Source organism: Phycicoccus mangrovi (assembly GCF_018729305.1).
Lineage (GTDB): Bacteria > Actinomycetota > Actinomycetes > Actinomycetales > Dermatophilaceae > Phycicoccus > Phycicoccus jejuensis.
The window spans coordinates 15,724-38,876 of record NZ_JAHHWP010000016.1; the positions used below are offsets into that span (position 1 = coordinate 15,724).

Consider the following 23,153-nt stretch of genomic DNA (forward strand, 5'->3'; position numbering starts at 1 on the left):
CGTGTCCGCACCCGAACGACCCCTACCCGATGCACCAGCCGCCATGCCTCCCGAGCCACCGCGCTCGGACCGCCGCATCACCGCCCCGCGCGTCTTCTGGCCCTCCCTGGCCATCATCGCCACCTTCGTCGTCCTCGCCCTCGCGCTGCCCGAGCAGATGGGTGAGCTCTTCTCGACGCTCAACAACACCGTCGTCGGCGACCTCGGGTGGTACTACATCCTCGTCGTCAGCGGCTTCGTCCTCTTCTCGGTCTGGATCGCCGTCTCGCCGATGGGCCGGGTCGTCCTCGGCAAGGACGACGAGGCGCCCGAGTTCTCGCTGACCGCCTGGTTCGCGATGCTGTTCGCCGCCGGGATGGGCATCGGCCTCGTCTTCTGGGGCGTCGCCGAGCCGCTCAACCACTTCGCCTCGCCCCCGCCGGGCACCGGTGAGACCGCCGCCGAGCGGGCCCGCGCCGCCACCGACGCGACCTACCTTCACTGGGGCCTGCACGCCTGGGCCATCTACGTCGTCGTCGGCCTCGCGATGGCCTACGCGATCCACCGCAAGGGGCGCCCGGTCTCCATCCGCTGGGCGCTCGAGCCGCTGCTCGGCAAGCGCGTGCAGGGCGGCCTCGGTGACGCCATCGACGTCATCGCCGTCGTCGGCACGCTCTTCGGCGTCGCGACCTCGCTGGGCTTCGGCGTCAAGCAGGTCGGCGCCGGTCTGGCCTACCTCGGCGTCGTCGGCGAGGTGACGACGGGCCTGCTCGTCGCGCTCGTCGTCGCCATCACCGCGATGGCCACGACCTCGGTCGTCACCGGCCTCGACAAGGGCATCAAGTACCTCTCGAACCTCAACATGGGGCTCGCGGGCGTGCTCATGCTCCTCGTCCTCGTCCTCGGCCCGACCGTCTTCCTCCTCGGCGACTTCGTCTCCTCGGTCGGCAGCTACCTGACGAACTTCTTCACCCTCTCCTTCCGGACGCTCTCGTTCCAGGGTGACGACGGCACGTCGTGGCTCTCGGGCTGGACGACGTTCTACTGGGGCTGGTGGATGAGCTGGGCCCCGTTCGTCGGTGTCTTCATCGCCCGCATCTCGCGCGGCCGCACGGTGCGTGAGTTCGTCGCGGGCGTGCTGCTCGTGCCGACGATCGTCACCTTCGCCTGGTTCGCCATCTTCGGCGGCTCGGGCATCCACCGCGAGATCTTCGGCCAGGGCGGCCTCGTCGGCCCCGACGGCGCCGTGGACACCGACGCGGCGCTCTTCCAGATGCTCGGCGGCCTGCCGTGGTCGTCGCTACTCAGCATCGTCGCCATCGTCCTCGTCGTCGTCTTCTTCGTCACGAGCTCGGACTCGGGCTCCTTCGTCGTCGACATGCTCGCGAGCGGTGGCGACCCCGAGCCGCCCACCTGGAGCCGCGTGCTCTGGGCCGTGCTCGAGGGCGCGGTCGCGGTCGCGCTGCTCGTCGCCGGCGGTGACAGCGGGCTGACTGCGCTGCAGACGGCCGCCATCCTCCTCGCGCTGCCCTTCAGCCTCGTGATGATCGGGATGGTCATGTCGATCACGCGGGCGCTGCTCGCCGAGCACGGGCGCACCGAGCGGGCCGAGCGACGCCTGCTCGCCGACGAGATCGCGGGGCAGATCGCCCGCACGCCGGACCTGCGCGAGAAGGCGTACGGCAACGGCAACGGGACGACCGACGGGCTGCGCGCCACGGTCCCGGCGGCGACGCCCGACCCGTCCGAGACGCGCAGCGTCCCGACGCGCGAGTAGCCGCACCCGGCTCGCCGCGAGGGCCCCGGACCGCACGTGCGGTCCGGGGCCCTCGCGCACGTCCTCCCGGCGGTGTCGGGGGCGGGCCGTAGGTTGGGCGCCATGGCCGGGACGACGACACGACGCGCGAAGGGCGCCGGCGCCTTCCGCTGCTCCGAGTGCGGCTGGCAGACCGCCAAGTGGGTCGGCCGCTGCGGGGAGTGCCAGGCGTGGGGGAGCGTCGTCGAGGTCGGCGCCGTCACCGTCCGCACGACCGCCGCGAGCACCGTCGCCCGCCCCGCGACCCCCATCGGCGAGGTCGACGTCAGCCACGCGGTCGCCCGCCCGACCGGGGTGCCCGAGTTCGACCGCGTCCTCGGTGGCGGTCTCGTGCCCGGCGCCGTCGTCCTCGTCGCGGGCGAGCCCGGCATCGGCAAGTCCACGCTGCTGCTCGACGTCGCCGGGCGCGCCGCCCGCTCCGCCGAGCACGGGGACCGCACCGTCCTCTACGTCAGCGGCGAGGAGTCGGCCGCGCAGGTGCGCGCCCGGGCCGAGCGGATCGAGGCGATGGCCCGCACGCTCTACCTCACGAGCGAGACCGACCTCGCGACGGTCCTCGGGCAGGTCGAGCAGGTGCAGCCCGAGCTGCTCGTCGTCGACTCGGTGCAGACCATCTCCAGCGGGGAGGTCGAGGGGTCGGCCGGCAACGTCGCGCAGGTGCGCGAGGTCGCGGCCTCCCTCATCCAGGCGGCCAAGGCGCGCGGCATCGCCGTGCTCCTCGTCGGGCACGTGACCAAGGACGGCTCGATCGCCGGCCCCCGCGTCCTCGAGCACCTCGTCGACGTCGTCGTGCAGTTCGAGGGTGACCGCCACTCGCGGCTGCGCCTGGTCCGGGCGGTCAAGAACCGGTACGGCCCGACCGACGAGGTCGGCTGCTTCGACCTCTCCGACGTCGGCATCGTCGGCCTCGCCGACCCGAGCGGCCTCTTCCTCTCCGGGCGCACCGCCGCCGTGCCGGGCACCTGCGTCACCGTGACCCTCGAGGGCCGGCGCCCGCTCGTCACCGAGGTGCAGGCCCTCGTCACGCAGTCCTCGCTCGCCACGCCGCGCCGCGCGACGAGCGGGCTCGACGCCGCCCGCGTCAACATGGTGCTCGCCGTGCTCGACAAGCGGGCCCAGGCCCCGATCGGCGGCAGCGACGCCTACCTCTCGACGGTCGGCGGGGTGCGGCTCACCGAGCCGGCCGCCGACCTCGCGATCACCCTCGCGCTCGCCGGGGCCATCACCGACCGCCCGCTCCCGCCGGGCACCGTCGCGTTCGGCGAGGTCGGGCTGGCCGGCGAGGTCCGGCCGGTCACCGGCGCGCACCGCCGCCTCGCCGAGGCCGCGCGGCTTGGCTTCACCCGGGCCGTCGTCCCGAGCGGGGTCCTCGGGGCCGGGCCGGTGCCCGACGGGCTGTCGGTGCTCGAGGTCGGGACGGTCGCCGAGGCCGTCGGGCGGGCGCTGCACGACGTCCCCGTCCGCTGAGCCCGGCGCCGCGGTGGGGCGCTCCGCTGCGAGCTCCCGCAGATCGAGACCGTGCCGTGACCACCCGGCCGATAGGATCCAGCGGGATCCCGCCCACGGGCTCCGACGACAGCCCACGGACGCAGCAGGAGGAGCACGGATGGCCGGGTCACCGACCGACGACGAGCTGCTGCGCGTCACCCTCGGCGCCGTCGCGCCCGGCACCGAGCTGCGCGACGGCCTCGAGCGCATCCTGCGCGGCCGCACCGGCGCGCTCATCGTCCTCGGCCACGACCGGGTCGTCGAGCAGATCGCGACCGGAGGCTTCCCCCTCGACATCGAGTTCTCCGCGACCCGCCTGCGCGAGCTCGCGAAGATGGACGGCGCCGTCGTCGTCGACCGCGACGTCACCCGCATCCTCCACGCGGCGACCCAGCTGCTGCCCGACGCCGGCATCGAGACGAGCGAGTCCGGCACGCGGCACCGCACCGCCGAGCGCGTCGCCAAGCAGACCGGCTTCCCCGTCGTCTCGGTCAGCCAGTCGATGCGGATCATCCAGCTCTACATCGCCGGCCGGCGCATCGTCCTCGAGGACTCCAGCGCCATCCTGTCGCGCGCCAACCAGGCCCTGCAGACCCTCGAGCGCTACAAGTCGCGCCTCGACGAGGTGACCGGCACGCTGTCGGCGCTCGAGATCGAGGACCTCGTGACGGTCCGCGACGTCGCCAACGTCCTCCAGCGACTCGAGATGGTCCGGCGGATCAAGGACGAGATCGCCGAGTACGTCGTCCAGCTCGGCACCGACGGCCGCCTCCTGAGCCTCCAGCTCGAGGAGCTGACCGGGGGCCTGTCCGACGACCTCGGGCTCGTCATCCGCGACTACCTCCACGAGGCCAAGGCCGGGTTCACGCTCGAGGAGGCCGTCGCCAACCTCACGGCGATCGACTCCACCGAGCTCCTCGACCCCTCCGGCGGCGCCAAGGCGATGGGCTTCACCGTCGTCGGCGACGCACTCGACTCCTCGGTCAGCCCGCTCGGGCACCGGCTCCTCTCGAAGGTGCCGCGCCTGCCGGGCGCGATCGTCGACCGGCTCGTCGTCCACTTCGGCTCGCTGCAGAAGCTGCTCGCGGCGAACATCGACGACCTCATGGACGTCGACGGCGTCGGCGAGGGCCGGGCGCGCCTGGTCCGCGAGGGCCTCTCGCGCCTCGCCGAGACGAGCATCCTCGAGCGCTACGTCTGACGTGGCCCCGGCGCCGGACCGCGAGGTCCTCCACCGCCGCGTGCTCGCCTGGTTCGACGAGCACGCCCGCCCGCTCGCGTGGCGCGACCCGTCGACGACGCCGTGGGGCGTGCACGTCTCGGAGGTGATGGCGCAGCAGACGCCCGTCGCGCGCGTCGAGCCGGTGTGGCGGGCGTGGATGGAGCGCTGGCCCACGCCGGCCGCGCTCGCCGCCGCGAGCCCCGGCGACGTCGTGCGGGCCTGGGGGCGCCTCGGCTACCCCCGGCGTGCGTTGCGGCTGCGCGACGCGGCGGTGGCCGTCGTCGAGCGGCACGGCGGTGAGCTGCCCGCCGACGAGGAGGCGCTGCGGGCGCTGCCGGGGGTCGGGGCGTACACCGCGGCCGCGGTCGCGGCCTTCGGCTTCGGCCGGCGCGCGGTCGTCGTCGACACCAACGTGCGGCGGGTGCTCGCCCGCGCCGTCGAGGGACGGGCGATGGCCTCGCCCTCGCTCACGGCGGCCGAGACCCGGCTCGCCGCCTCGCTCGTGCCCGACGACGCGGCGACCTCGGCCCGCTGGAACGTCGCCGTCATGGAGCTCGGCGCGCTCGTCTGCCGGGCCCGCGGGCCGGAGTGCGGCCGGTGCCCGCTCGAGGACGTCTGCGCCTGGGTCGCCGCCGGCAGCCCGCCCGACGACGGACCGCCCCGGCGCGGGCAGGCCTGGGAGGGCACGGACCGGCAGGTGCGCGGCGCGCTCGTCCAGGTGCTGCGCGAGAGCGCGGACCCCGTGGGCCGCGACGTCCTCGAGGCGACGGTGCTCGAGCGCCTCGCGCGCACCGATGAGGCCGCCCTCGGGCAGGTCGACCGCTGCCTCGGCTCGCTCGTCGAGGACGGCCTCGTCGAGCCGCTCGGCCACGGCTACCGGCTGCCCGCCTGAGAGAGCACCACAGGGGCGCGACGTCGCGCGCGAGGAGCAGGGGCCTTCCGCGAGGGTCGAGAGAGCCGGGCGGACAAGAACTGACACATTCGTCGATTCCTGCACACGGCCGGTGCGCACCCGGGGATCCGGCGGCCGGGGGCCCTCACACCCCCGGCCGCCGGAGCATCAGGGCAGGTAGTAGTTCGGGTTCGGCACCTTGAAGGTGCGGTCCGCGTACCCGCCCCGGAGGTCGCTGTACTGGTCGCCGAGGTTGGCGACGATGTCGTACCCGAGCGACTCGATGTGCGCCCGGGTCGCCGACTTGTAGTGGATCGTCGTGCACTTGCCACCGGGGTCGGCGGCGCAGGCCTTCTGCAGGTAGCCGGGGTAGGCCGACACGTCGGGCTTGGTGAAGAGGCCGTCCTCGCCGTTGCGCAGGGTCGTCGGCGCGGGGTAGCCGGCGTCGACGCCGACACCGTCGGACGTGAGGTTGCCGAGCGTGGCGGCCTCCTGCGACGAGGGGCGCCCGGTGAGGAAGAAGACGGCGTACCCCTCGCGCTTCGCCTTCTTCACGAGGTCGACCATGCCCGGGGTCGCCGGGAAGCGCTGGCCGGTGACGTACTCGCCGTTCGTCGTCGGGTTGTAGGCCCAGTTGCTCGCGACCTCGTAGTTCCACGTCGTGAGCGTCGTGTCGTCGACGTCGAGGACGATCGCCTTCGTCCCGCGGTGGTGGTGGCGGTCCTCGCCGCGCTCGTGGCCCCGCGCGGAGAGCCAGCGGCCGGCGTCGCGGGCGACCGACGTGGCCTCGCGCGCGTAGTTGGAGTCCGGTCCGAAGGTCCCGGTGCCCAGCGGGTCGCCGTAGTAGTTGCGGATCTGCTGGCGCAGGACGTCGATGTTCGTCACCTGGTCGGCGGAGCGCGGGGTGAAGGTCTTGATGGCCGGCTCGGGCGTCGTGGCGGCGTACGCGACGCCACCCCCGACGAGGGCGGAGCAGACGACGGCGGTCGCGGCGAGGCCGCGGCGGGAGAGCGATCGGTTCGGCAACGGAGGTCCTCTCGGTGGTGACCGGACGCCGGGACGCTAGACCCGTCCCCGGTCCGACGGGGGCCGCGTGACGGCGCATCGGCGAGCGGTGCTCAGGCCCCTCTCAGACCGCCCCCTCCCGCACGGCCGCCCGGGAGGCTGCGTAGGGTGTCCGGGTGCTTCCCGCCCCCACGGCCCGTCCCGGTCGGCTGCTGACGGGTCTCGTCGTGGCCGTCGCGCTCCTCGGGGGCTGCTCCTCCGGTGGCGGAGAGCGCACGTCGGGTGCCCTGTCGGCCCCGGCGCCCGCGGCCGTGCCCGGAGGCGTGGCGGACGGGACCGCCGACGCCGGCGAGCCGACCACCGCCAGCCCGCAGGACGCGACGCTCGCCCGCTCGCTCGTCGCGCAGCAGGCCCAGGCCGTCGTCCTCGTCGACACCGTGCGCGAGGTCGACAGCCCGGCCGTCGCCCGGTTCGTGGCCGACGTCCGCGCCGAGCGGCTGCGCGAGCTCGAGGACACCGCGGAGTGGCTGCGGGCGCGCGGCGAGAAGGTCCCGCCCGAGGTCGAGGACCCGCGTCGGGTCGCCCACGACGGGGCCGGGACCGCCGCCGCGCTCGTGTCCGGCACGCAGCTGGAGCACCTCGCGGCCGCCCGCGGGTCGGATGCCGACCGCCTGCTCCTCGGCCTGCTCATGACCCACCACGAGAAGGCCCTCGCGCTGCTCGAGGGTCGACCGGCCTCCGCCGACGCCGAGCTCGAGGCGCTCCTCGGCGGCATCCGGGAGACGCGGCAGGAGCAGCTGCGGCGCATCGACGACCTGTTCGTCACGCTCACCGACTGACCCCGCCGCGACCGGTCGGGATGGTTGCACCCACCACGACGACGGCCCGCCCCCGCGAGGGGGACGGGCCGTCGGTGCCGTGCGGTGGGCGTCAGTGGTGGTGGCGCCCACCGCCCTTGCCGGAGTACACCGGCTGGGACTGCGGGTTGAGCTCCTTCAGGCGGACCTTCGCGGCCTGCTTGAGGTTCTTGTCCTTGAGCTCGAGGACGTCGAAGCCCTTCTGGATGTCGGAGCTGTAGACGTACCCGTTGTAGTAGTACGCCGACCACGTGCCGCCGGTGTTCGCCGGCGCCAGCGGGCCGCGCTCGAACCATCCGAGCTCACGCGGGTTCTTGGCGTCGGTGAAGTCCCACAGCGAGACCCCGCCCTGGTACCAGGACTGCACCATGACGTCGCGGCCGTTGACCGGCACGATGGAGCCATTGTGCGCGACGCAGTTCTCGGTGTCGTACTGGTTGCGCGGGATCTTGTAGTACGAGGCGAACCTCAGCTCGTTCTTCTTCGAGAGCGTGTAGATCGCGTTCGCGCCGCGGGTCGGGCCGACCTCGTCGTTGCAGGTCGCCGCGCCGCCGCCGCCGAGCTCGTCGGTGAAGACGACCTTGCTGCCGGACTGGTTGAATGTCGCCGAGTGCCAGAACGCGAAGTTCTCGGTGTCCGTGACCCGCTCGATGACCTTCGGCTTCTCCGGGTTCTTGATGTCCATGATGATGCCGTCGCCCATGCACGCCCCGGCCGCGATCTTCTTCGCGGGGTAGGCCGTGATGTCATGGCACCCGGTCGTCGCCGAGTACGAGTTGCCCGCCGGGTTGGTGCCGCCCGGGTTGCCACCGTCGGGGAAGAGGTTCGGCGCGGCGATGACGGCCGCCGAGGCCGGCTTCTTCTTCGGGACCTTGACGATGGAGATCGCGTCGTGCGGCGGCTGGCAGTCCGGGTACTCCGCGCGGGGTGAGTAGCTCGAGACGTAGACGTAGTCGGCGTCCTTGCCCGGCACGAGGGTGTTGGTGTGCGAGCCGCAGGCGGTCTCGACGGCCGCGACGTACTTGGGCGCGCGCGGGTTGCTGACGTCGAAGACCTTGATGCCCTCCCACGAGGACTTGACGGTCGCCGACTGCGCGACCGAGCTGCACGAGGAGTCGCTGCGCGAGCTGTCGGTCGAGAGGTAGAGCAGGTCGCCCGAGACCGACACGTCGTTCTGCGACCCGGGGCAGTTGACCTGGGCGAGCGTCCGCGGCTTCCTCGGGTTCGAGATGTCGTAGATGATGAAGCCCTGGTAGTTCCCGACGTAGGCCCGGTCGCCCTGGAAGGCCATGTCGGTGCCGAACTGGCCGGTGAACGGCCCGGTGTGCGGGACGTTGGCGAGGTGCTCGATGTTCTTCGAGTACCCGATCTGCTCGGGCTGCAGGTCCAGGCCTCCCAGCCCGACCCCGTCGCCCGCGGCGGCCGCGCCGACGCCCCCGGTGAGGGCCAGCACCCCTCCCGCGGCGATGACGCCGAGGCGTCGTCGTGCTCCCATGTGGTGTCTCCCTCGTCGTGGGGTGCCCGACACGTTCCCTCCGTGCGCACCCCTGGCGGTGTGGAACCGCCCACGATGGCGGGCTACCGGGAGGTAGGGGGCAAAGTCCGGGTCAAAAAATGACAGGTCGGGGGGTTCTCTCCGCCAACTGGTGACGTCCGCGGTCCGCGCCTACAGTGGCGCGATGCCGAGCCCTCACGCCCCGAACGCGCGCCGCGTGACGGGGCGCCTCGCGCTCGCCCCGGTCCTCCTCGCGGCGGTGCTGCTCGCCGGCTGCAGCGGGGGCGACGCGACGCCGGCGGTCACCGCGTCCCCCGGCGACGTCCCGGTCCTCCAGCCCGGGAGGCCCGGCGAGCCGAACGCCACGCTCACCGGCCCGGCCGCCACGCCCGTCGTCACGACGAGCGCGACCCCGGCGGACACCCGGTTCATGCAGGACATGGTCGTCCATCACGCGCAGGCCATCGTCCTCGTCGACACCGCGTCGGCGGCCCTCTCCGACCGCCAGGTCGCGAGCATCGCCTCGCGCATCCGCGACGAGCAGCGACCCGAGATCGACGCGATGGCGGCCTGGCTGCGCCAGCGCGGGCAGGACGTGCCGCCGCAGGCCGAGAACCCGCGCATCCAGGACCACTCCGCGCACCGCGGCATGCCGGGGATGGCCTCCGAGGCCGACCTCGCCGCGCTCGGGACCGCCCGCGGCGCCGAGGCCGACCGGCTCTTCCTGCGGCTCATGGTGCGCCACCACGAGGGTGCCCTCGAGATGGTCGGGCAGCACGCGCGCTCGGCGGGCGACCCCCGCGTCGAGGAGCTCGCGGCCGACATCAACGTCACGCAGGCCAAGCAGGTCGAGCAGATGACGGGGATGCTCGCCCGCCTGGGCTGAGCCGGTCGGCGGCCGGGGCAGGATGGGCCTATGCCCGAGGGACACACGCTGTTCGCGCTCGCCCGCGACCTCCACGCGGCCTTCGCGGGCACCCGCCCCGAGGTCACGAGCCCGCAGGGGCGCTTCGAGGAGGGCGCCGCGCAGGTGACGGGTCGCGAGCTGCTCGCGGCCACCTCGCGCGGCAAGCACCTCTTCCTCGAGTTCGAGGGCGAGCGCTGGGTGCACGTGCACCTCGGCCTCATCGGCACCTTCCGGGTCGACGGGCGTGACTGGACGGCCGAGGTCGCGCCGGTCGGGGCGGTGCGGATGCGCCTCGCGACCCCCGAGCACGTCGCGGACCTGCGCGGCCCGAACCTCTGCGCGGTCGTCACGCCGGACGAGGTCGCGGCCGTGATGGACCGGCTCGGCCCCGACCCCCTGCGTCCCGACGCCGACCCCGACCGCGCGTGGCGCCGCATCCAGCGCTCGAGCCGCAGCGTCGGCGAGCTGCTCATGGACCAGGCGGTGCTCGCCGGGGTCGGCAACGTCTACCGCTCGGAGGTGCTCTGGCGTCACCGCCTCTCGCCGTTCACCGAGGGCCGGGCGATGAAGCCGGCGTCGTGGCGCCTGGTGTGGGACGACCTCGTGCGCCTCATGCCGCTCGGCGTCGCGACCGGGCGCATCGTCACGGTCGAGGAGCAGGTGCTCGAGGTCGAGGCGGCGCTCGGGCGGGGCGAGCGGCCGCACCTGACCGAGCGCACCTCGCAGGTCTACAAGCGGACCGGCGAGGAGTGCCCGCGGTGCGGCTCGCGCATCCGTACCCAGGTCGTCGCCAGGCGCAACCTCTTCTGGTGCGGCCGCTGCCAGCGGCGCCGCTGAGCGGGCGGGGTCAGTCGATGGCCTCGCACACGTCCTCCGCCGTGCCGTGCCGGCCGAGGGTGAAGGTGCGCGTGCCGTCGGTCTCGAAGACGACGCGCGTGCCGCGGCCGCCGAGGACGTAGAGGCCGGTGTCCGGGCGGCTGCCGGGCGGCATCGTCGTGCCGAACGCGCCGTGGAGCGAGGTGAGCGACTCCGGGGAGCCGTCGGGGCGGTAGGCGAAGACGGCGGTCGCGCTGAGGTCGCGCACGACCGAGGCGCCGGTCGAGAGGTTCGTGTAGCGCTCGATCAGCGCACCCCGGAACAGCTGCGTGCGGGGCGTCCCGTCGGGCCAGGTCGAGGTCGTCCGGTACTCCTCCTCGTCGCGCAGCGGCGTGATGCGCGTGTCGAAGCCGCAGGTCGAGCGCGCAGCGGGGACGACGACCTCCTCGGTGCGGTACGGGGTCCACGGCGACCCGTGGTGGTGGCCCGGGCCGGGGTGCGCGCTCGCGGCCGGCGCGGCGACGCCGGCTCCGAGGAGGGTCGCGACGCCGAGGGCGGCCAGGGTGCGGCGGGTGGTGCTGCGGGTGGCTGTGGTCGTCATGGCGGTCTCCTAACCGGAAATGCGATGTGAGCGGTTAGGTTCGACCGTACCCCACGGATACGCTCTGCGGGTGGCTGAGCAGCACTGGGTGGAGGTCGACGGCCTCGTGCTGCCCCGACCCGTGGCGGGCCACCCGGCGCTCGAGCTCGTCAACACCTTCTCCGGGTGGGACGGCACGCACGCCAGTGACTACCTGGAGACCTACGACCACCTCGCGGTGCTCGCCGGCGAGCTCGACCTGCTGCCCGCGGGGGACGTCCAGCGGCTGCGACGCGCCGCCCACCGCCAGCCCGAGGCCGCCGCGGCGGCGCTCGAGCGGGCCTGCACCGTCCGGGCCGTCATCCGCGACGCCGCGCTCGACCCGAGCGACGGCGAGGCGGTCGGGGCGCTGACCGTCGCGACCCGGTCGGCGGCCACCGGGGTGCAGCTCGTCCCGGGGCACCCGGCCCGCTGGCGGGTGCAGGGCATCTCTCCGGACGACCTCGACCGCCCCTCCGACGCGTTCGCCTGGGTGGCCGCCGACCTCGTGACCCGGCCGGAGGTGGCGCGGGTGCGGGCGTGCCCCGGGCTGGGGTGCGGCTGGGTCTTCCTCGACACCTCCGGCCGGCGCCGGTGGTGCTCGATGGCCTGGTGCGGCAACCGGGCCAAGGTCCGCGCGCACGCCGAGCGCACCCGCTCCCGCCGCTGATCCTCGCAGCCCCCGCCCCGCCCCCGTCTCACGAGTCCCACGCGTATCGGGTGACCCGATATCCCTGCGCTTCACCCGGGAACGGTTCCGGGGTCCAGCGCGGCCGTATCGGGTCACCCGATATGGCCGGGGTTTTGCGGGGTCGGCAGGACCGCTGGGACGGGGGCGCCCCGACCCCGCCCGGCCGCATCGATGTCGCCTCGCCGCTTTCACCTCGCCCGGCCGCTGCGTCCTGGCACCCCGGCACGGCGGGACCACCCCGGCCGGGTGCAGACCCCCGGTTCGTCCACGAGAACCCGGCTCCGAGGTCCCGCCCGGTGGACATTTCGGGGTGACCCCGAAAAGAGGAGGCGCGTGGGGTGGGTGGGACGCGGGGTGCCGGCGCTACGCCGTGGGCGAACGCGGAACAGGCCTGCGTGCTCACGACGTTGACCACCTCGTAGACGCGCACCCCCCTCCGTGAGGAACGGGGGCGCCACCGACAGGCAGCGCGACTAGCATCGAGGGGACTCGACGTCAGGAGAAGCACCATGTTCGAACGGTTCACCGACCGCGCCCGGCGCGTCGTCGTGCTCGCCCAGGAGGAGGCGCGCGGTCTCAACCACAACTACATCGGGACCGAGCACATCCTCCTCGGCCTCATCCACGAGGGTGAGGGTGTCGCGAGCAAGGCCCTGGAGAGCCTCGGCATCAGCCTCGAGGCGGTGCGCGAGCAGGTGCAGGAGATCATCGGCCAGGGCCAGCAGGCCCCGACCGGTCACATCCCGTTCACGCCGCGCGCCAAGAAGGTCCTCGAGCTGAGCCTGCGCGAGGCGCTCCAGCTCGGCCACAACTACATCGGCACCGAGCACATCCTCCTCGGCCTCATCCGTGAGGGCGAGGGCGTCGCGGCCCAGGTGCTCGTCAAGCTCGGCGCCGACCTCTCGCGCGTGCGCCAGCAGGTCATCCAGCTCATCTCGGGCTACCAGGGTGGCAAGGAGGGCGCGGCCCAGGGCGCCGGCGGCACCCAGGGCGGTCCCGCCGAGGGCACCCCCGCGGGCTCCCTCGTCCTCGACCAGTTCGGCCGCAACCTCACGCAGGCCGCCCGCGAGGGCAAGCTCGACCCGGTCATCGGGCGCGAGAAGGAGATCGAGCGGGTCATGCAGGTGCTCTCCCGCCGCACCAAGAACAACCCGGTGCTCATCGGTGAGCCCGGCGTCGGCAAGACCGCGGTCGTCGAGGGCCTCGCGCAGGACATCGTCAAGGGCGAGGTGCCCGAGACGCTCAAGGACAAGCAGCTCTACACGCTCGACCTCGGCGCGCTCGTCGCCGGCAGCCGCTACCGCGGTGACTTCGAGGAGCGGCTGAAGAAGGTCCTCAAGGAGATCCGCACCCGCGGCGACATCGTCCTGTTCATCGACGAGATCCACACCCTCGTCGGGGCCGGGGCGGCCGAGGGCGCCATCGACGCGGCCTCGATCCTCAAGCCGATGCTGGCCCGCGGCGAGCTGCAGGTCATCGGTGCGACGACGCTCGACGAGTACCGCAAGCACATCGAGAAGGACGCCGCGCTCGAGCGCCGCTTCCAGCCGATCCAGGTCGCCGAGCCGACCCTCGCGCACGCCATCGAGATCCTCAAGGGCCTGCGCGACCGGTACGAGGCGCACCACCGGGTGTCCATCACCGACGGCGCGCTCGTCGCGGCGGCGAACATGGCCGACCGGTACGTCAACGACCGCTTCCTCCCGGACAAGGCGATCGACCTCATCGACGAGGCGGGCGCGCGCTTGCGCATCCGCCGGATGACCGCGCCGCCGGACCTGCGCGAGTTCGACGAGAAGATCGCCGGCGTCGTGCGCGAGAAGGAGTCGGCCATCGACGGCCAGGACTTCGAGAAGGCCGCGCGCCTGCGCGACGACGAGAAGAACCTGCGCAACGAGAAGGCTAAGCGCGAGGCCGAGTGGAAGTCCGGCGACATGGACGTCATCGCCGAGGTCGACGAGGAGCTGATCGCCGAGGTCCTCGCCGCGTCGACGGGCATCCCGGTCTTCAAGCTGACCGAGGAGGAGTCCAGCCGCCTGCTCCACATGGAGGACGAGCTGCACAAGCGCGTCGTCGGCATGGACGAGGCCATCAAGTCGCTCTCGCAGGCCATCCGCCGCACGCGGGCCGGCCTCAAGGACCCGCGTCGCCCCGGCGGCTCGTTCATCTTCGCCGGCCCGACCGGCGTCGGGAAGACCGAGCTGGCCAAGACGCTCGCGGAGTTCCTCTTCGGCGACGAGGACAGCCTCATCCAGCTCGACATGTCGGAGTACAGCGAGAAGCACACCGTCTCGCGCCTCTTCGGCTCGCCCCCCGGCTACGTCGGCTACGAGGAGGGCGGCCAGCTCACCGAGAAGGTGCGCCGCAAGCCGTTCTCCGTCGTGCTCTTCGACGAGGTCGAGAAGGCCCACCCGGAGATCTTCAACAGCCTCCTGCAGGTGCTCGAGGACGGCCGCCTCACCGACTCCCAGGGTCGGATGGTCGACTTCAAGAACACGGTCATCATCATGACGACCAACCTCGGCACCCGGGACATCTCCAAGGGCACGCTCGGCTTCTCCGCCGGGCCCGACACCCGCTCGGACTACGAGCGGATGAAGGCCAAGGTCCAGGACGAGCTCAAGCAGCACTTCCGTCCCGAGTTCCTCAACCGCGTCGACGACACGATCGTCTTCCCGCAGCTCTCGCAGGCCGAGATCGTCCAGATCGTCGACCTCGAGATCGCCAAGCTGGACAAGCGGCTCAAGGACAAGGACATGGGCATCGAGCTCACCCCGGCGGCGAAGAACCTCCTCGCCACCAAGGGCTACGACCCGGTGCTCGGTGCGCGTCCGCTGCGTCGCACGATCCAGCGCGAGATCGAGGACATCCTCTCGGAGAAGATCCTCTTCAACGAGCTGAAGTCCGGCGAGATCGTCGCGGTCGACGCGACCGGCGAGACCAAGGACGACACGTTCACCTTCCAGGGCACGCCGCACAGCCGGGGCATCGAGCTCCCGGTCGTCGCGGCCGAGGCCGCCGAGGGCTGAGCCGACCCCGTCCACCGAGGGGGGCCCCCCCCCCCGGGGGGGGCCCCCCCCCCGGGGGGGGGGCCCCCCCCCCCCCCCGGGGGGCCCCCCCCCCCCGGGGGGGCCCCCCTCGGTGTGTCCGGGGGATATCTCGCGGCCGGTGACATCGCCTCTGGACCCACGGATTCCGTCGAATACCGGGCTCGCACCGCGAAATCCTTACCGTGTCTTTACCCCACTGGATGGACGGATCCCGCAGACTTGTGCGGGCAAGGGCCTCCGGGGCTCCTTGCAGCGGCCCGCCACCACCCCTGCGGTGGCGGGCCGTGCCCCTGTCCGGACACCGTCGCCGTCCGCCGCCGCCCCGCGGCTACGCTGCCGGGATGGCCTCCTCCGACGCCGTCGCCTCGCCCCGCACCGGGGTGGTCGTCCGGCCCGCCCGCACCGCCGACGTCCGCGCCATCCGGGCGCTCGTCGCCCCGCTCGCCGAGGCCCGGGTGCTGCTCCAGAAGGAGGCCGTCGCCTACTACGAGTCGGTCGCCGACTTCGTCGTCGCCGAGACCGACGGCGGGGACGGGACGCCGCCCCGGGTCGTCGGCTGCGGGGCGCTGCACGTGCTCTGGGAGGACCTCGGGGAGGTCCGCACCCTCGCCGTCGACCGCTCGGTCCTCGGGCTCGGGGTCGGCAGCGCCCTCATCACGCGGCTCGTCGAGCGGGCCCACGAGCTCGGGCTGTCGCGGCTGTTCTGCCTGACCTTCGAGACCGCCTTCTTCGCGCGGCACGGCTTCGAGGCCATCGAGGGCCAAGCCGTCGAGCCGGCCGTCTACGCCGAGCTCCTGCGCTCCTACGACGAGGGTGTCGCCGAGTTCCTCGACCTCGAGCGGGTCAAGCCGAACACCCTCGGCAACACCCGGATGCTCCGCGTCCTCTGACGGCCTCAGCCGCCGGTGGAGGGGTCCATCGCGCGGTCGGGGGCCCGCTCGCGGGAGGCGTCCGCGTGGCGGGCGGCGGGACGGCGGCGCAGCGCGACGACGAGCACGGTCGTCGTGCCGACGAGGAGCACCAGCGCGAGCAGCAGGAGACCGACCCCGAGCGGGAGGGCCCACCCGGCGCGGTCCGTGCTCTCGCGGGCCAGGGTGGCGGCCCGGGCGACCTCGCCGTCGGCCAGGGCCGCGCGCGCCGCATCGGCCCGCTGCCGCACGCCGAGCAGCGTCGCCCCGACGTCCGACAGGGGGTCGCGCTCGCGGGCGGCGGTGTCGCGGGCGGACCCGACCTCGCGCAAGGCCGTGGCCGTCGCGGGCAGCGTGGACGCCAGCTCGCGGTAGTCGGGGTCCAGGGCGGCCTGCTCGTAGCCCTCGCGCACGCTCGGCGGGACGGCCAGCCCGGTGAGGGCGGAGGCGCGCTGCACGGCGGCCACGTCGGGCCCGAGCGGGGCGACCGCCTCGCGCACCTGGCGGGCCCGGTCGAAGTCCCAGACCGTCATCGCGTCGCGCAGCCCCTCGGGCGGCAGCCACGGGCCGTCGGCGCGGTCCAGGGCCCGGTACGCCGTCCGCTCGCGCTCGCGCGGGGCGAGGAGCGCCCGCTGCTCCTTCGTGAGCACCCAGGTCGACAGCAGCTCCGGGGCGCCCTCGACACCGGCCCGGTCCTCGACGAGGTCGAGCCAGTCCTGCCACGACGTGCGCCCGCCGCTCGGGGTCACGAGGCCCGGCGGGTCGTAGGCCCGCTCACCGCGCACGGCGGCACCGACCGCGGCGGTGAACTCCGCGTCCGAGGTGTCGGCGAGGAGGGCGTGCATCACGCGGTAGGAGGCGGGATAGGCGTAGGCGTCGACGTCGGCCGACCTGCTGCCCGCGTCCCCCGTCCACCCGTTGAGGGGGAGGGCGTCGCGGTCGTCGCGCTCGACGGCTCGGTGCTCGCGCGGTGTGCCACCGGTCTCGGCGACGGCGCGCTCGGCGACGGCCTGGGCGAGCCCCTCGTACAGCCAGCGCTGCTCGAGGGTGTCGCCGGACACCCAGGCGTGCGAGAGCTCGTGGTAGATCAGGTCGTCGTCGAGCTGCTCCCCGACGACGATCTCGTCGCCGGTCGGGTCGAACCACCCGTCGTAGCCGCGCAGCGAGGGGGAGGCGTCCTCCCGGATGCGCTGCAGGCCGCCGGGCCAGGGGGTGTCGACGAGGCGCTCGAGGACGGGCAGACCGTCCTCGACGCGTCCCGCGACGAAGCGCGACCACTGCTCGTCGTCGGGGAAGGCCGACAGGGTGAGCGAGAGGTCGCCGACCTCGACCGTGCGCTCCGTCACCTGGGCGGCGTCGCGCAGCGAGACCGTCGCCCAGAGGCCCCCGTCGAAGGTGTTCTCCGTCGCGGTGTACGTCGCCGTGCCCCCGGACCGGGCGGTGTCGAACCCGTCGACGGTGCTGGAGAAGGACATCGCCGACGGGGCGAGCACCTCGACGCGGTTGTGCCCCTCGTCGCCCGGGCCGTAGGCGACGAAGGTGGCGTAGCCGGGGCCGACCCGCGTGCTGTTCGCCGAGCGCGGCGGCGCCCCCGGGACGTCGAACTCGAGGACGATCCGGCGCTGCTGGTCGTAGCGCAGGGCGGGGAAGCCGATGCGCACCGTCTGCGTGCTCGGGTCGTCGGTGCCGGAGGTCCGGACCGACAGCCGGCGGCCGCCGCTCGTCGCCCGGACGTTCGTCGCCCCGGCCGGGATCGGGACGGTGTAGGCGTCGAAGAAGTAGGCGTAGACGCCGCCGTCGGCCTTCGTGTCCTTGCTCGTGTTGCGCAGGTCGAGGGTCATCGCGGCGCGCACGAGGTCCGCCGCCGGGTCGAGCCGGTAGCGGCTGACGGCCGACACCGCGAGCCCCTCCTCGGCTGCCGCGGCGGGACCGGCCGGCGCCGCGACGACGAGGGAGAGCGCGACGAGGGCGGACACGACGGAGCCGGCCACGGCGCGGCGCAGCGTGCTCGTCATCGGTCCCTCCGTCGTCGCCGGGGCGGCACGGCGCTGCGGCGCCGCACCCGATCGTAGGCAGGAGGCGGCGCGACGGCCCATCGACGTCGGCTCAGCTGGCCTTCTTCTCGGCCTTCTTCGCCGTCTTCGCCGCGGACTTCTTCGTGGCGGCGGACTTCTTCGACGCCGCCTTCTTGGTCGTGGAGGCCTTCTTCGCCGCGGCCTTCTTCGTGCTCCCGGACGAGCCGGACGAGCCGGACGAGCCCTTCGGGGCCGCCTTCGCCGACGAGCCGCCGGAGGACGGCGCCTCGCCGCGAGAGGCCTTGGCCCGCTCGACCGAGCGCGACAGCGCGGCGAGCAGGTCGACGACCTCGCCGGACTCCTCCTCCTCGGGCGCGGAGACCCGCACCTCGCCGCCCTCGACCTTGGCCCGGACCAGCTCCTTGACCGCGAGCGCGTAGTCGTCCTCGTACTCGGCGGGGTCGTAGTCGCCGGCGAGCTGGTCGATGAGCATCTTCGCCATGTCCATCTCCTGGCGGGTGGCGTGCTGCTCGTCGACCGCGGCGAAGTCGGCGGCGCGCACCTCGTCGGGCCAGAGCATCGTCTGCATGACGATGACGCCGTCGCGGACGCGCAGGATCGCCATCGTCATGCGGGTCCGGATCGAGACGGTGACGACGGCGACGCGCTGCTCGCTCTCGAGGGCGTCGCGCAGGAGGACGTAGGGCTTGGTGGCGGACTTGTCGGGCTCGAGGTAGTAGCTCTTGTCGAGCCACATCGGGTCGATCTGGTCGGCGGGCACGAACTTCGTGACGCCGATCTCCTTGCTCGAGCGCGAGGGGAGGTCGGCGAAGTCGTCGTCGGTGAGCACGACCATGTCGCCGTCCTCGGTCTCGTAGCCCTTGGCGATGTCGTCGTAGCTCACCTCCTCGCCGTCGATCGAGCAGAAGCGCCGGTAGCGGATGCGGCCGCCGTCCTCGCGGTGCACCTGCCGGAACTGCACGTCGTGGTTCTCGGTCGCCGAGTAGAGCCGCACCGGCACGTTGACCAGCCCGAAGGAGACCGCGCCCTTCCAGATCGCGCGCATCGTCGGTCCCGTCCTCTCGTCGCTCGCCCCGGGTGCCCCCGGCACGTCCACCCAGCCTAGGGCGGTCGGCGCCGACGGGGGAGGGCCCGCGGCGGGTCGGGTCGGCGGTCAGGCGCGGGCGGCCACGGCGTCGACCAGCGCCCCGAGCGGGTCCGGCAGGGCGTCGGGGTCGAGCCGCTCGGCGAGACGGGCGGCGAGCCGCGCCTTGCGCCCCGACCCCGAGCCCGCGAACCGGTGCAGCTGCTCGAGCACCGGCCGGCCGCGCCAGTACGGCATCCGGGCCATCGACTCGAACGCGCCGAGCTCGGCCATCGAGGCGAGCGCGTCGCGGACGGCGTCGGCGCCGAGGGCGCGCATGAGGACGTCCTCGAGGTCGCGGTCGCAGACGAAGACGCCGTGCCAGGCGAGCTCCTCGACGTCCCGGGCGATGACGCCGTGCCGACGCAGCGCGCCCACCGCGAAGCGCATCTCGGGGGCGTCGACGAGGGCGAGGACGCCGGGCCCGGGGCCGCCGAGCCCGTCGAGGTGGCGGGCGAGGTTGGTGACCCCGCCCATCGGGACGACGGTGGCCGCCACGCCACGGCCCGCGAGCAGCGTGCGCACGACGACGGCGTCGCTCTCGCCCTCGACGAGCACGACGGGTCCGGCGCCCGCGGCCTCCATGGCGCGACGCTAACCCGTGCCCGGGGCGCTCCGGGGCCCGCGGGCGGCAGGATGGGCCCATGCGTCCGATGCTCGCGACCGCCGCGGAGGCCCCGCCGCGCGGTGACGCGTGGGTCCACGAGGTGAAGTGGGACGGGATGCGGGTGCTCGTCGACGTCCGCAGCGGGTCGGTGACGGTGACCTCGCGGACCGAGCGCGACGTGACGGCGGCCTTCCCCGAGCTCGACGCGCTCGCCGGCACCTACGACGACCTGCTGCTCGACGGCGAGGTCGTCGCCCTCGACGAGGGGCTGCCGAGCTTCCACGCCCTGACCGAGCGGATGCACGTCACGAAGCGGGCGCAGGCCGAGCGGCTGGCGCGCTCGCGCCCGGTGACGCTCATGGTGTTCGACCTGCTGCGGCTCTTCGGGCAGGACCTCACCGGCCAGCCGTGGTCGGCGCGGCGGCGGCTGCTCGAGGAGCTCGAGCTCGACGGGCGTGCGTGGCGGGTGCCCGAGGTGCACGACGACGGCGCGGTGCTGCTGCGGGTCACCGGCGAGCAGGGGCTCGAGGGGGTCGTCAGCAAACGGCGGGACGCGCGCTACCTGCCCGGTCGGCGCTCGCCGGACTGGCGCAAGGTCGCGCACCGGCGCACCTACTCGGTCGTGATCGGGGGCTGGCGGCCGGAGGTGGGGTCGGGGGCGTCGTCGGCGGACCGGCTGGGGGCGGTGCTCGTCGGGCTGCCGGACGGCGAGGGTGGCTGGCGCTACGCGGGGCGCGTCGGGTCCGGGCTCGCGGGGTCGGCCGGCGAGGCGCTGTTGCGTCGGGTGCGCCGGCACGAGTGCGACGCACCGCCGTTCGCCGACGAGGTGCCCCGCATCGACGCGTCCGGCACGACGTGGGTCGAGCCGGCCGTCGTCGTCGAGGTCCGCACGCTCCAGCTGACCCCGGACCACCGGCTGCGCCAGCCGACCTTCCTCGGGGTGCGCGCCGACCTCACGCCCGACGAGCTGCAGGAGGTCGAGGAGGGTGGCTGAGCGGTACGTCCCCCAGGTGACGCGCGTCGAGGTCGACGGGCGGCGGCTGAAGCTGACCAGCCTCGACAAGGTGATGTACCCCGCCACCGAGACGACCAAGGGCGAGGTGCTCGACTACTACGCGCGGGTCGCCGGGGTGCTGCTGCCCCACCTCGCGCGCCGACCGGTGACACGGGTGCGCTGGCCGCACGGGGTCGAGGACCAGATGTTCTTCGAGAAGAACCTGCCCTCCGGGGCGCCGTCGTGGCTGCCCGGCGTGCAGGTCGACGACGTCCGCTACCCACTCGTGCCCGGGATGGCCGAGCTGACCTACCTCGTCAACCTCAACTCCCTCGAGCTGCACGTCCCGCAGTGGACGGTCGACGACGACGGCGTCCCCGAGCACCCGGACCGCCTCGTCATCGACCTCGACCCCGGCAAGCCGGCCGGGCTGCGCGAGTGCGCCCGGGTCGCGCTGCTCGTGCGCGACCGGCTGGAGCGGCTCGGCCTCGAGCTGCACCCCGTCACCTCGGGGAGCAAGGGGATGCAGTTGTACGCGCGGCTCGGCGGCGACCTGACCTCCGACCAGGTGCGCGACCTCGCGCAGCAGTTGGCGCAGGAGATGACGAAGAAGCATCCCGAGCTCGTGCTGTGGAAGATGACCAAGTCGCTGCGCCCCGGCAAGGTGTTCCTCGACTGGAGCCAGAACGTCGCGGCGAAGACGACCATCAGCCCGTACTCGCTGCGCGGCCGCGAGCTGCCGCACGTCGCGGCCCCGCGGACCTGGGACGAGGTCGAGGCCGGCGCCGAGGACGACGGCACGCTGGCCCAGCTGATGTTCGACGAGGTGCTCGAGCGGGTCGAGCGCGACGGCGACCTCCTCGCCGACCTCCCCTGACCCGGACCCATCGACTTCTTGCGAGTTGAGCCGCTCGACACGCCGACGCACCGCGGGTCGAGCGGCGGAACTCGCAATGAGTCGGGTGGTCCGCGGTCAGGGGAGGTGCACAGGGAGCGGACAGCGGGGTCATCCGGGCCGGTCCGAGGCTGGAGCCATGACCTCCTCGACCCGCTCCGGACCGTTCCGCTCCACCGGCCTGCGCCTCGTCGGCGCCCTGACCTCGGCCACCGCCGTCGCCCTCGTCGGCACGGCCGCCCTCACGGCCGCCGCCGCGGAGGCGGCAGGCGTCCACGACGACCGGCCGGTCGTCGTGCCCCGTCCGCCGGACCCGGCCGCCCTGCCGACGGAGACGAGCACGCGCGGCGTCACGTGGCGGTGGGACGGCGCCCGCTGGGTGCGCCTCCCCTGACCCGACTTCTTGCCCATCCGCCACCTCCGAGGGCCCGATCCGCCCCGTTCCACGTGGCAGATGGGCAATCAGTCGGGATGCAGGGGTCAGGCGGGGCGGTGGCGGGGGGATGTGGTCGGGGTCGGCGTCGGGGTGCGGCGGCCCGAGAGGCCCACCCCGACCGCAGCGCCGACGAGGGCCGGCACGGCGACGAGCACCGCCCAGAACCAGCCGCCGACCACCGTCTCGGTCGCCCAGAGGCCCCAGTCGAACGCGGTCGGGGCGCCGAGCTGGCCGGCCGCGGTGAAGACGGGCACGGCGAGGACGGCGACGACGCCCCAGCGCATGATGACGGGCCCGGCGGCGCCGGCCCGCAGGCCGTCGACGACCCCCCAGACGAGGGCGGTGACGGCGGCGACGAGCATCGCGGCGAGCCCCGCCCCGATGTTCGCGCCGACCGTGGGGCCGGAGAGCCGCTCGACGAGGGTGAGGGCCGCCCACGCGAGGACGGCGAGGGCGGCGGTGCGCCGCAGAGCGGCGAGAGCGGTGGTCATGGCGCGAGCATGGCGGCGCCCGGCGCGGGCCGGCGTGAGCACCGGTACTCAGGCGCGCGAGAGCCATCCGACTGGCCGACCTGTCCGCCGGCCGGTCCTGATCCCGACTTCTTGCGAGTTCCGCCGCTCGACGCGCCGCTGGACGGCGTGTCGAGCGGCTCAACTCGCAAGAAGTCGATGAAGAGGGGGTCGGGGTCAGGGGGCGGGGTCAGGGGGCGGGGTCGGATCAGGGGGAGTGGGTGCGGCGCAGGCGGGGGCAGCCGGCGCACTCGACGCACCCGGGCAGGGCGTAGATGAGGCAGCAGGACGCGCGGGGGACACCGCCGGGCCGGAGCATCCCGGCCGCCGACTCGGCCTCGCGGCGGGCGGCGGCCCACATGTCGTCGACGAGCGCCGCGCGCACGTGCGGCCCGAGGCGCACCGGGCTGCGGTACCCCTGCGCGAGCGGGGTCGCGACGGCGCGGTAGTCGGCCTCGGCGGCGTCGAGCCGGGCGGGCAGGTCCCGCGAGTCGGGCATGAGCCCGGCCAGCCGCACGGTGTCGGGGACGAGCGAGGGGGCGAGCGAGAAGGTCAGTCCGTCGAGGACCGCCCGCGCGGGCCCGGCCGCGGCGGCGTGCGCGGCCGTGTGCGCCGGCACCTGGAGCAGCCACTGGAGGACGAACACCGCCGCGACCGAGGGCGGGGCGACGCCGTCGTACCAGCGGGCGTGCATCCGCCGCAGCCCCTCGCGCCACGGGTCGGGGTCGACGTCGAGGTCGTGCGGCAGGTCAGGCCCCCCGACGACGAACCGCAGCCACGCGTGGCGGGCGGACATGCGCGCAGCGGC

The 23,153-nt window shown here is 74.0% G+C and carries 21 protein-coding genes; 13 read left to right on the forward strand and 8 right to left on the reverse strand.

The genetic code is table 11. The features are described from left to right. Positions 1-43: 43 nt before the first annotated feature. The 4 genes from KMZ30_RS14600 (at position 44) to KMZ30_RS14615 (ending at position 5,397) form a co-directional block, all read left to right on the forward strand. Positions 44-1,756: a BCCT family transporter gene (locus KMZ30_RS14600; protein ID WP_215513316.1), complete on the forward strand. Its 1,713-nt coding sequence runs from the start codon at positions 44-46 to the stop codon at positions 1,754-1,756. A 102-nt stretch (positions 1,757-1,858) separates the two neighbouring features. After that, positions 1,859-3,262 (forward strand): DNA repair protein RadA, encoded by a 1,404-nt coding sequence (gene radA / locus KMZ30_RS14605; protein ID WP_215513315.1) that lies wholly within the window; start codon positions 1,859-1,861, stop codon positions 3,260-3,262. A 139-nt stretch (positions 3,263-3,401) separates the two neighbouring features. Continuing rightward, a complete protein-coding gene (gene disA, locus KMZ30_RS14610; protein ID WP_030526149.1) occupies positions 3,402-4,484 on the forward strand; it encodes a DNA integrity scanning diadenylate cyclase DisA in 1,083 nt (360 codons plus the stop codon). A gap of 1 nt (position 4,485) precedes the next feature. Further along, a complete protein-coding gene (locus KMZ30_RS14615) occupies positions 4,486-5,397 on the forward strand; it encodes an HhH-GPD family protein (protein WP_308279788.1) in 912 nt (303 codons plus the stop codon). Between the two features lie 168 nt (positions 5,398-5,565). Here the strand turns inward: KMZ30_RS14615 and KMZ30_RS14620 are convergent, their stop codons facing one another. Further along, a complete protein-coding gene (locus KMZ30_RS14620) occupies positions 5,566-6,423 on the reverse strand; it encodes an HAD family acid phosphatase (protein ID WP_215513314.1) in 858 nt (285 codons plus the stop codon). A gap of 155 nt (positions 6,424-6,578) precedes the next feature. On the opposite strand from KMZ30_RS14620, the gene KMZ30_RS14625 reads away from it, so the two are divergent. After that, entirely contained in the window at positions 6,579-7,241 is a 663-nt protein-coding gene (locus KMZ30_RS14625) for a DUF305 domain-containing protein (RefSeq protein ID WP_215513313.1), read from the forward strand. 91 nt (positions 7,242-7,332) lie between these two features. Here the strand turns inward: KMZ30_RS14625 and KMZ30_RS14630 are convergent, their stop codons facing one another. Next, positions 7,333-8,754, reverse strand: coding sequence for an LVIVD repeat-containing protein (locus KMZ30_RS14630; protein ID WP_215513312.1), 1,422 nt, complete (start codon positions 8,752-8,754; stop codon positions 7,333-7,335). A gap of 184 nt (positions 8,755-8,938) precedes the next feature. Here KMZ30_RS14630 and KMZ30_RS14635 point away from each other — a divergent pair, with 184 nt between their 5' ends. Both KMZ30_RS14635 and KMZ30_RS14640 read left to right on the forward strand, forming a co-directional pair. After that, the gene (locus tag KMZ30_RS14635) at positions 8,939-9,640 is read left to right on the forward strand and encodes a DUF305 domain-containing protein (RefSeq protein WP_215513311.1); all 702 of its coding nucleotides are present in this window, start codon (positions 8,939-8,941) and stop codon (positions 9,638-9,640) included. Positions 9,641-9,670: 30 nt separating this feature from the next. Further along, positions 9,671-10,498 (forward strand): Fpg/Nei family DNA glycosylase, encoded by an 828-nt coding sequence (locus KMZ30_RS14640; RefSeq protein WP_215513310.1) that lies wholly within the window; start codon positions 9,671-9,673, stop codon positions 10,496-10,498. 10 nt (positions 10,499-10,508) lie between these two features. Here KMZ30_RS14640 and KMZ30_RS14645 read toward each other — a convergent pair whose 3' ends face one another. Further along, entirely contained in the window at positions 10,509-11,078 is a 570-nt protein-coding gene (locus KMZ30_RS14645) for a hypothetical protein (protein ID WP_215513309.1), read from the reverse strand. 70 nt (positions 11,079-11,148) lie between these two features. Between KMZ30_RS14645 and KMZ30_RS14650 the strand changes: the two genes are divergently transcribed. The 3 genes from KMZ30_RS14650 (at position 11,149) to KMZ30_RS14660 (ending at position 15,727) form a co-directional block, all read left to right on the forward strand. Next, the gene (locus KMZ30_RS14650; protein ID WP_308279787.1) at positions 11,149-11,766 is read left to right on the forward strand and encodes a CGNR zinc finger domain-containing protein; all 618 of its coding nucleotides are present in this window, start codon (positions 11,149-11,151) and stop codon (positions 11,764-11,766) included. A 530-nt stretch (positions 11,767-12,296) separates the two neighbouring features. Beyond that, entirely contained in the window at positions 12,297-14,816 is a 2,520-nt protein-coding gene (locus KMZ30_RS14655; protein WP_215513307.1) for an ATP-dependent Clp protease ATP-binding subunit, read from the forward strand. A gap of 362 nt (positions 14,817-15,178) precedes the next feature. Beyond that, on the forward strand, positions 15,179-15,727 hold the full coding sequence (locus KMZ30_RS14660) for an amino-acid N-acetyltransferase (RefSeq protein ID WP_215513295.1): 549 nt from the start codon (positions 15,179-15,181) through the stop codon (positions 15,725-15,727). Between the two features lie 5 nt (positions 15,728-15,732). On the opposite strand, the gene KMZ30_RS14665 is transcribed toward KMZ30_RS14660, so the two are convergent. The 3 genes from KMZ30_RS14665 to KMZ30_RS14675 all read right to left on the reverse strand — a co-directional run bounded on the left by KMZ30_RS14665 (position 15,733) and on the right by KMZ30_RS14675 (position 19,489). Next, entirely contained in the window at positions 15,733-17,760 is a 2,028-nt protein-coding gene (locus KMZ30_RS14665) for a hypothetical protein (protein ID WP_215513294.1), read from the reverse strand. Positions 17,761-17,851: 91 nt separating this feature from the next. After that, positions 17,852-18,826, reverse strand: a complete 975-nt coding sequence (ku, locus tag KMZ30_RS14670; RefSeq protein ID WP_215513306.1) for a non-homologous end joining protein Ku — start codon at positions 18,824-18,826, stop codon at positions 17,852-17,854. Between the two features lie 108 nt (positions 18,827-18,934). After that, on the reverse strand, positions 18,935-19,489 hold the full coding sequence (locus tag KMZ30_RS14675) for a hypothetical protein (protein WP_215513293.1): 555 nt from the start codon (positions 19,487-19,489) through the stop codon (positions 18,935-18,937). A gap of 59 nt (positions 19,490-19,548) precedes the next feature. Between KMZ30_RS14675 and ligD (KMZ30_RS14680) the strand changes: the two genes are divergently transcribed. The 3 genes from ligD (KMZ30_RS14680) to KMZ30_RS14690 all read left to right on the forward strand — a co-directional run bounded on the left by ligD (KMZ30_RS14680) (position 19,549) and on the right by KMZ30_RS14690 (position 21,794). Next, positions 19,549-20,505, forward strand: a complete 957-nt coding sequence (ligD, locus tag KMZ30_RS14680; protein WP_215513292.1) for a non-homologous end-joining DNA ligase — start codon at positions 19,549-19,551, stop codon at positions 20,503-20,505. Continuing rightward, complete coding sequence (gene ligD, locus KMZ30_RS14685; RefSeq protein ID WP_215513291.1) at positions 20,498-21,382, forward strand: non-homologous end-joining DNA ligase; 885 nt, start codon at positions 20,498-20,500, stop codon at positions 21,380-21,382. Before ligD (KMZ30_RS14680) ends, ligD (KMZ30_RS14685) begins: the two co-directional genes overlap by 8 nt. 157 nt (positions 21,383-21,539) lie before the next feature. Then, positions 21,540-21,794 carry a hypothetical protein gene (locus KMZ30_RS14690; protein ID WP_215513290.1) on the forward strand — a complete coding sequence of 85 codons (255 nt, stop codon included), beginning with the start codon at positions 21,540-21,542 and terminating at the stop codon, positions 21,792-21,794. Positions 21,795-21,880: 86 nt separating this feature from the next. On the opposite strand, the gene KMZ30_RS14695 is transcribed toward KMZ30_RS14690, so the two are convergent. Further along, entirely contained in the window at positions 21,881-22,327 is a 447-nt protein-coding gene (locus tag KMZ30_RS14695) for a hypothetical protein (protein ID WP_215513289.1), read from the reverse strand. Positions 22,328-22,553: 226 nt separating this feature from the next. Continuing rightward, positions 22,554-23,141, reverse strand: coding sequence for a (2Fe-2S)-binding protein (locus KMZ30_RS14700; protein WP_215513288.1), 588 nt, complete (start codon positions 23,139-23,141; stop codon positions 22,554-22,556). Between the last annotated feature and the right edge of the window lie 12 nt (positions 23,142-23,153).

Bases quoted from the DNA above. Each gene is read 5' to 3' on its own strand.
- KMZ30_RS14700 (WP_215513288.1), bottom strand. From the start codon at position 23,141: ATGTCCGCCCGCCACGCGTGGCTGCGGTTCGTCGTCGGGGGGCCTGAC.
- KMZ30_RS14645 (WP_215513309.1), bottom strand. From the start codon at position 11,078: ATGACGACCACAGCCACCCGCAGCACCACCCGCCGCACCCTGGCCGCC.
- KMZ30_RS14690 (WP_215513290.1), top strand. From the start codon at position 21,540: ATGACCTCCTCGACCCGCTCCGGACCGTTCCGCTCCACCGGCCTGCGC.
- disA (WP_030526149.1), top strand. From the start codon at position 3,402: ATGGCCGGGTCACCGACCGACGACGAGCTGCTGCGCGTCACCCTCGGC.
- KMZ30_RS14630 (WP_215513312.1), bottom strand. From the start codon at position 8,754: ATGGGAGCACGACGACGCCTCGGCGTCATCGCCGCGGGAGGGGTGCTG.
- KMZ30_RS14695 (WP_215513289.1), bottom strand. From the start codon at position 22,327: ATGACCACCGCTCTCGCCGCTCTGCGGCGCACCGCCGCCCTCGCCGTC.
- radA (WP_215513315.1), top strand. From the start codon at position 1,859: ATGGCCGGGACGACGACACGACGCGCGAAGGGCGCCGGCGCCTTCCGC.
- KMZ30_RS14635 (WP_215513311.1), top strand. From the start codon at position 8,939: ATGCCGAGCCCTCACGCCCCGAACGCGCGCCGCGTGACGGGGCGCCTC.
- ku (WP_215513306.1), bottom strand. From the start codon at position 18,826: ATGCGCGCGATCTGGAAGGGCGCGGTCTCCTTCGGGCTGGTCAACGTG.
- KMZ30_RS14665 (WP_215513294.1), bottom strand. From the start codon at position 17,760: ATGACGAGCACGCTGCGCCGCGCCGTGGCCGGCTCCGTCGTGTCCGCC.
- ligD (WP_215513292.1), top strand. From the start codon at position 19,549: ATGCGTCCGATGCTCGCGACCGCCGCGGAGGCCCCGCCGCGCGGTGAC.
- KMZ30_RS14640 (WP_215513310.1), top strand. From the start codon at position 9,671: ATGCCCGAGGGACACACGCTGTTCGCGCTCGCCCGCGACCTCCACGCG.
- KMZ30_RS14655 (WP_215513307.1), top strand. From the start codon at position 12,297: ATGTTCGAACGGTTCACCGACCGCGCCCGGCGCGTCGTCGTGCTCGCC.
- KMZ30_RS14660 (WP_215513295.1), top strand. From the start codon at position 15,179: ATGGCCTCCTCCGACGCCGTCGCCTCGCCCCGCACCGGGGTGGTCGTC.
- KMZ30_RS14675 (WP_215513293.1), bottom strand. From the start codon at position 19,489: ATGGAGGCCGCGGGCGCCGGACCCGTCGTGCTCGTCGAGGGCGAGAGC.
- KMZ30_RS14600 (WP_215513316.1), top strand. From the start codon at position 44: ATGCCTCCCGAGCCACCGCGCTCGGACCGCCGCATCACCGCCCCGCGC.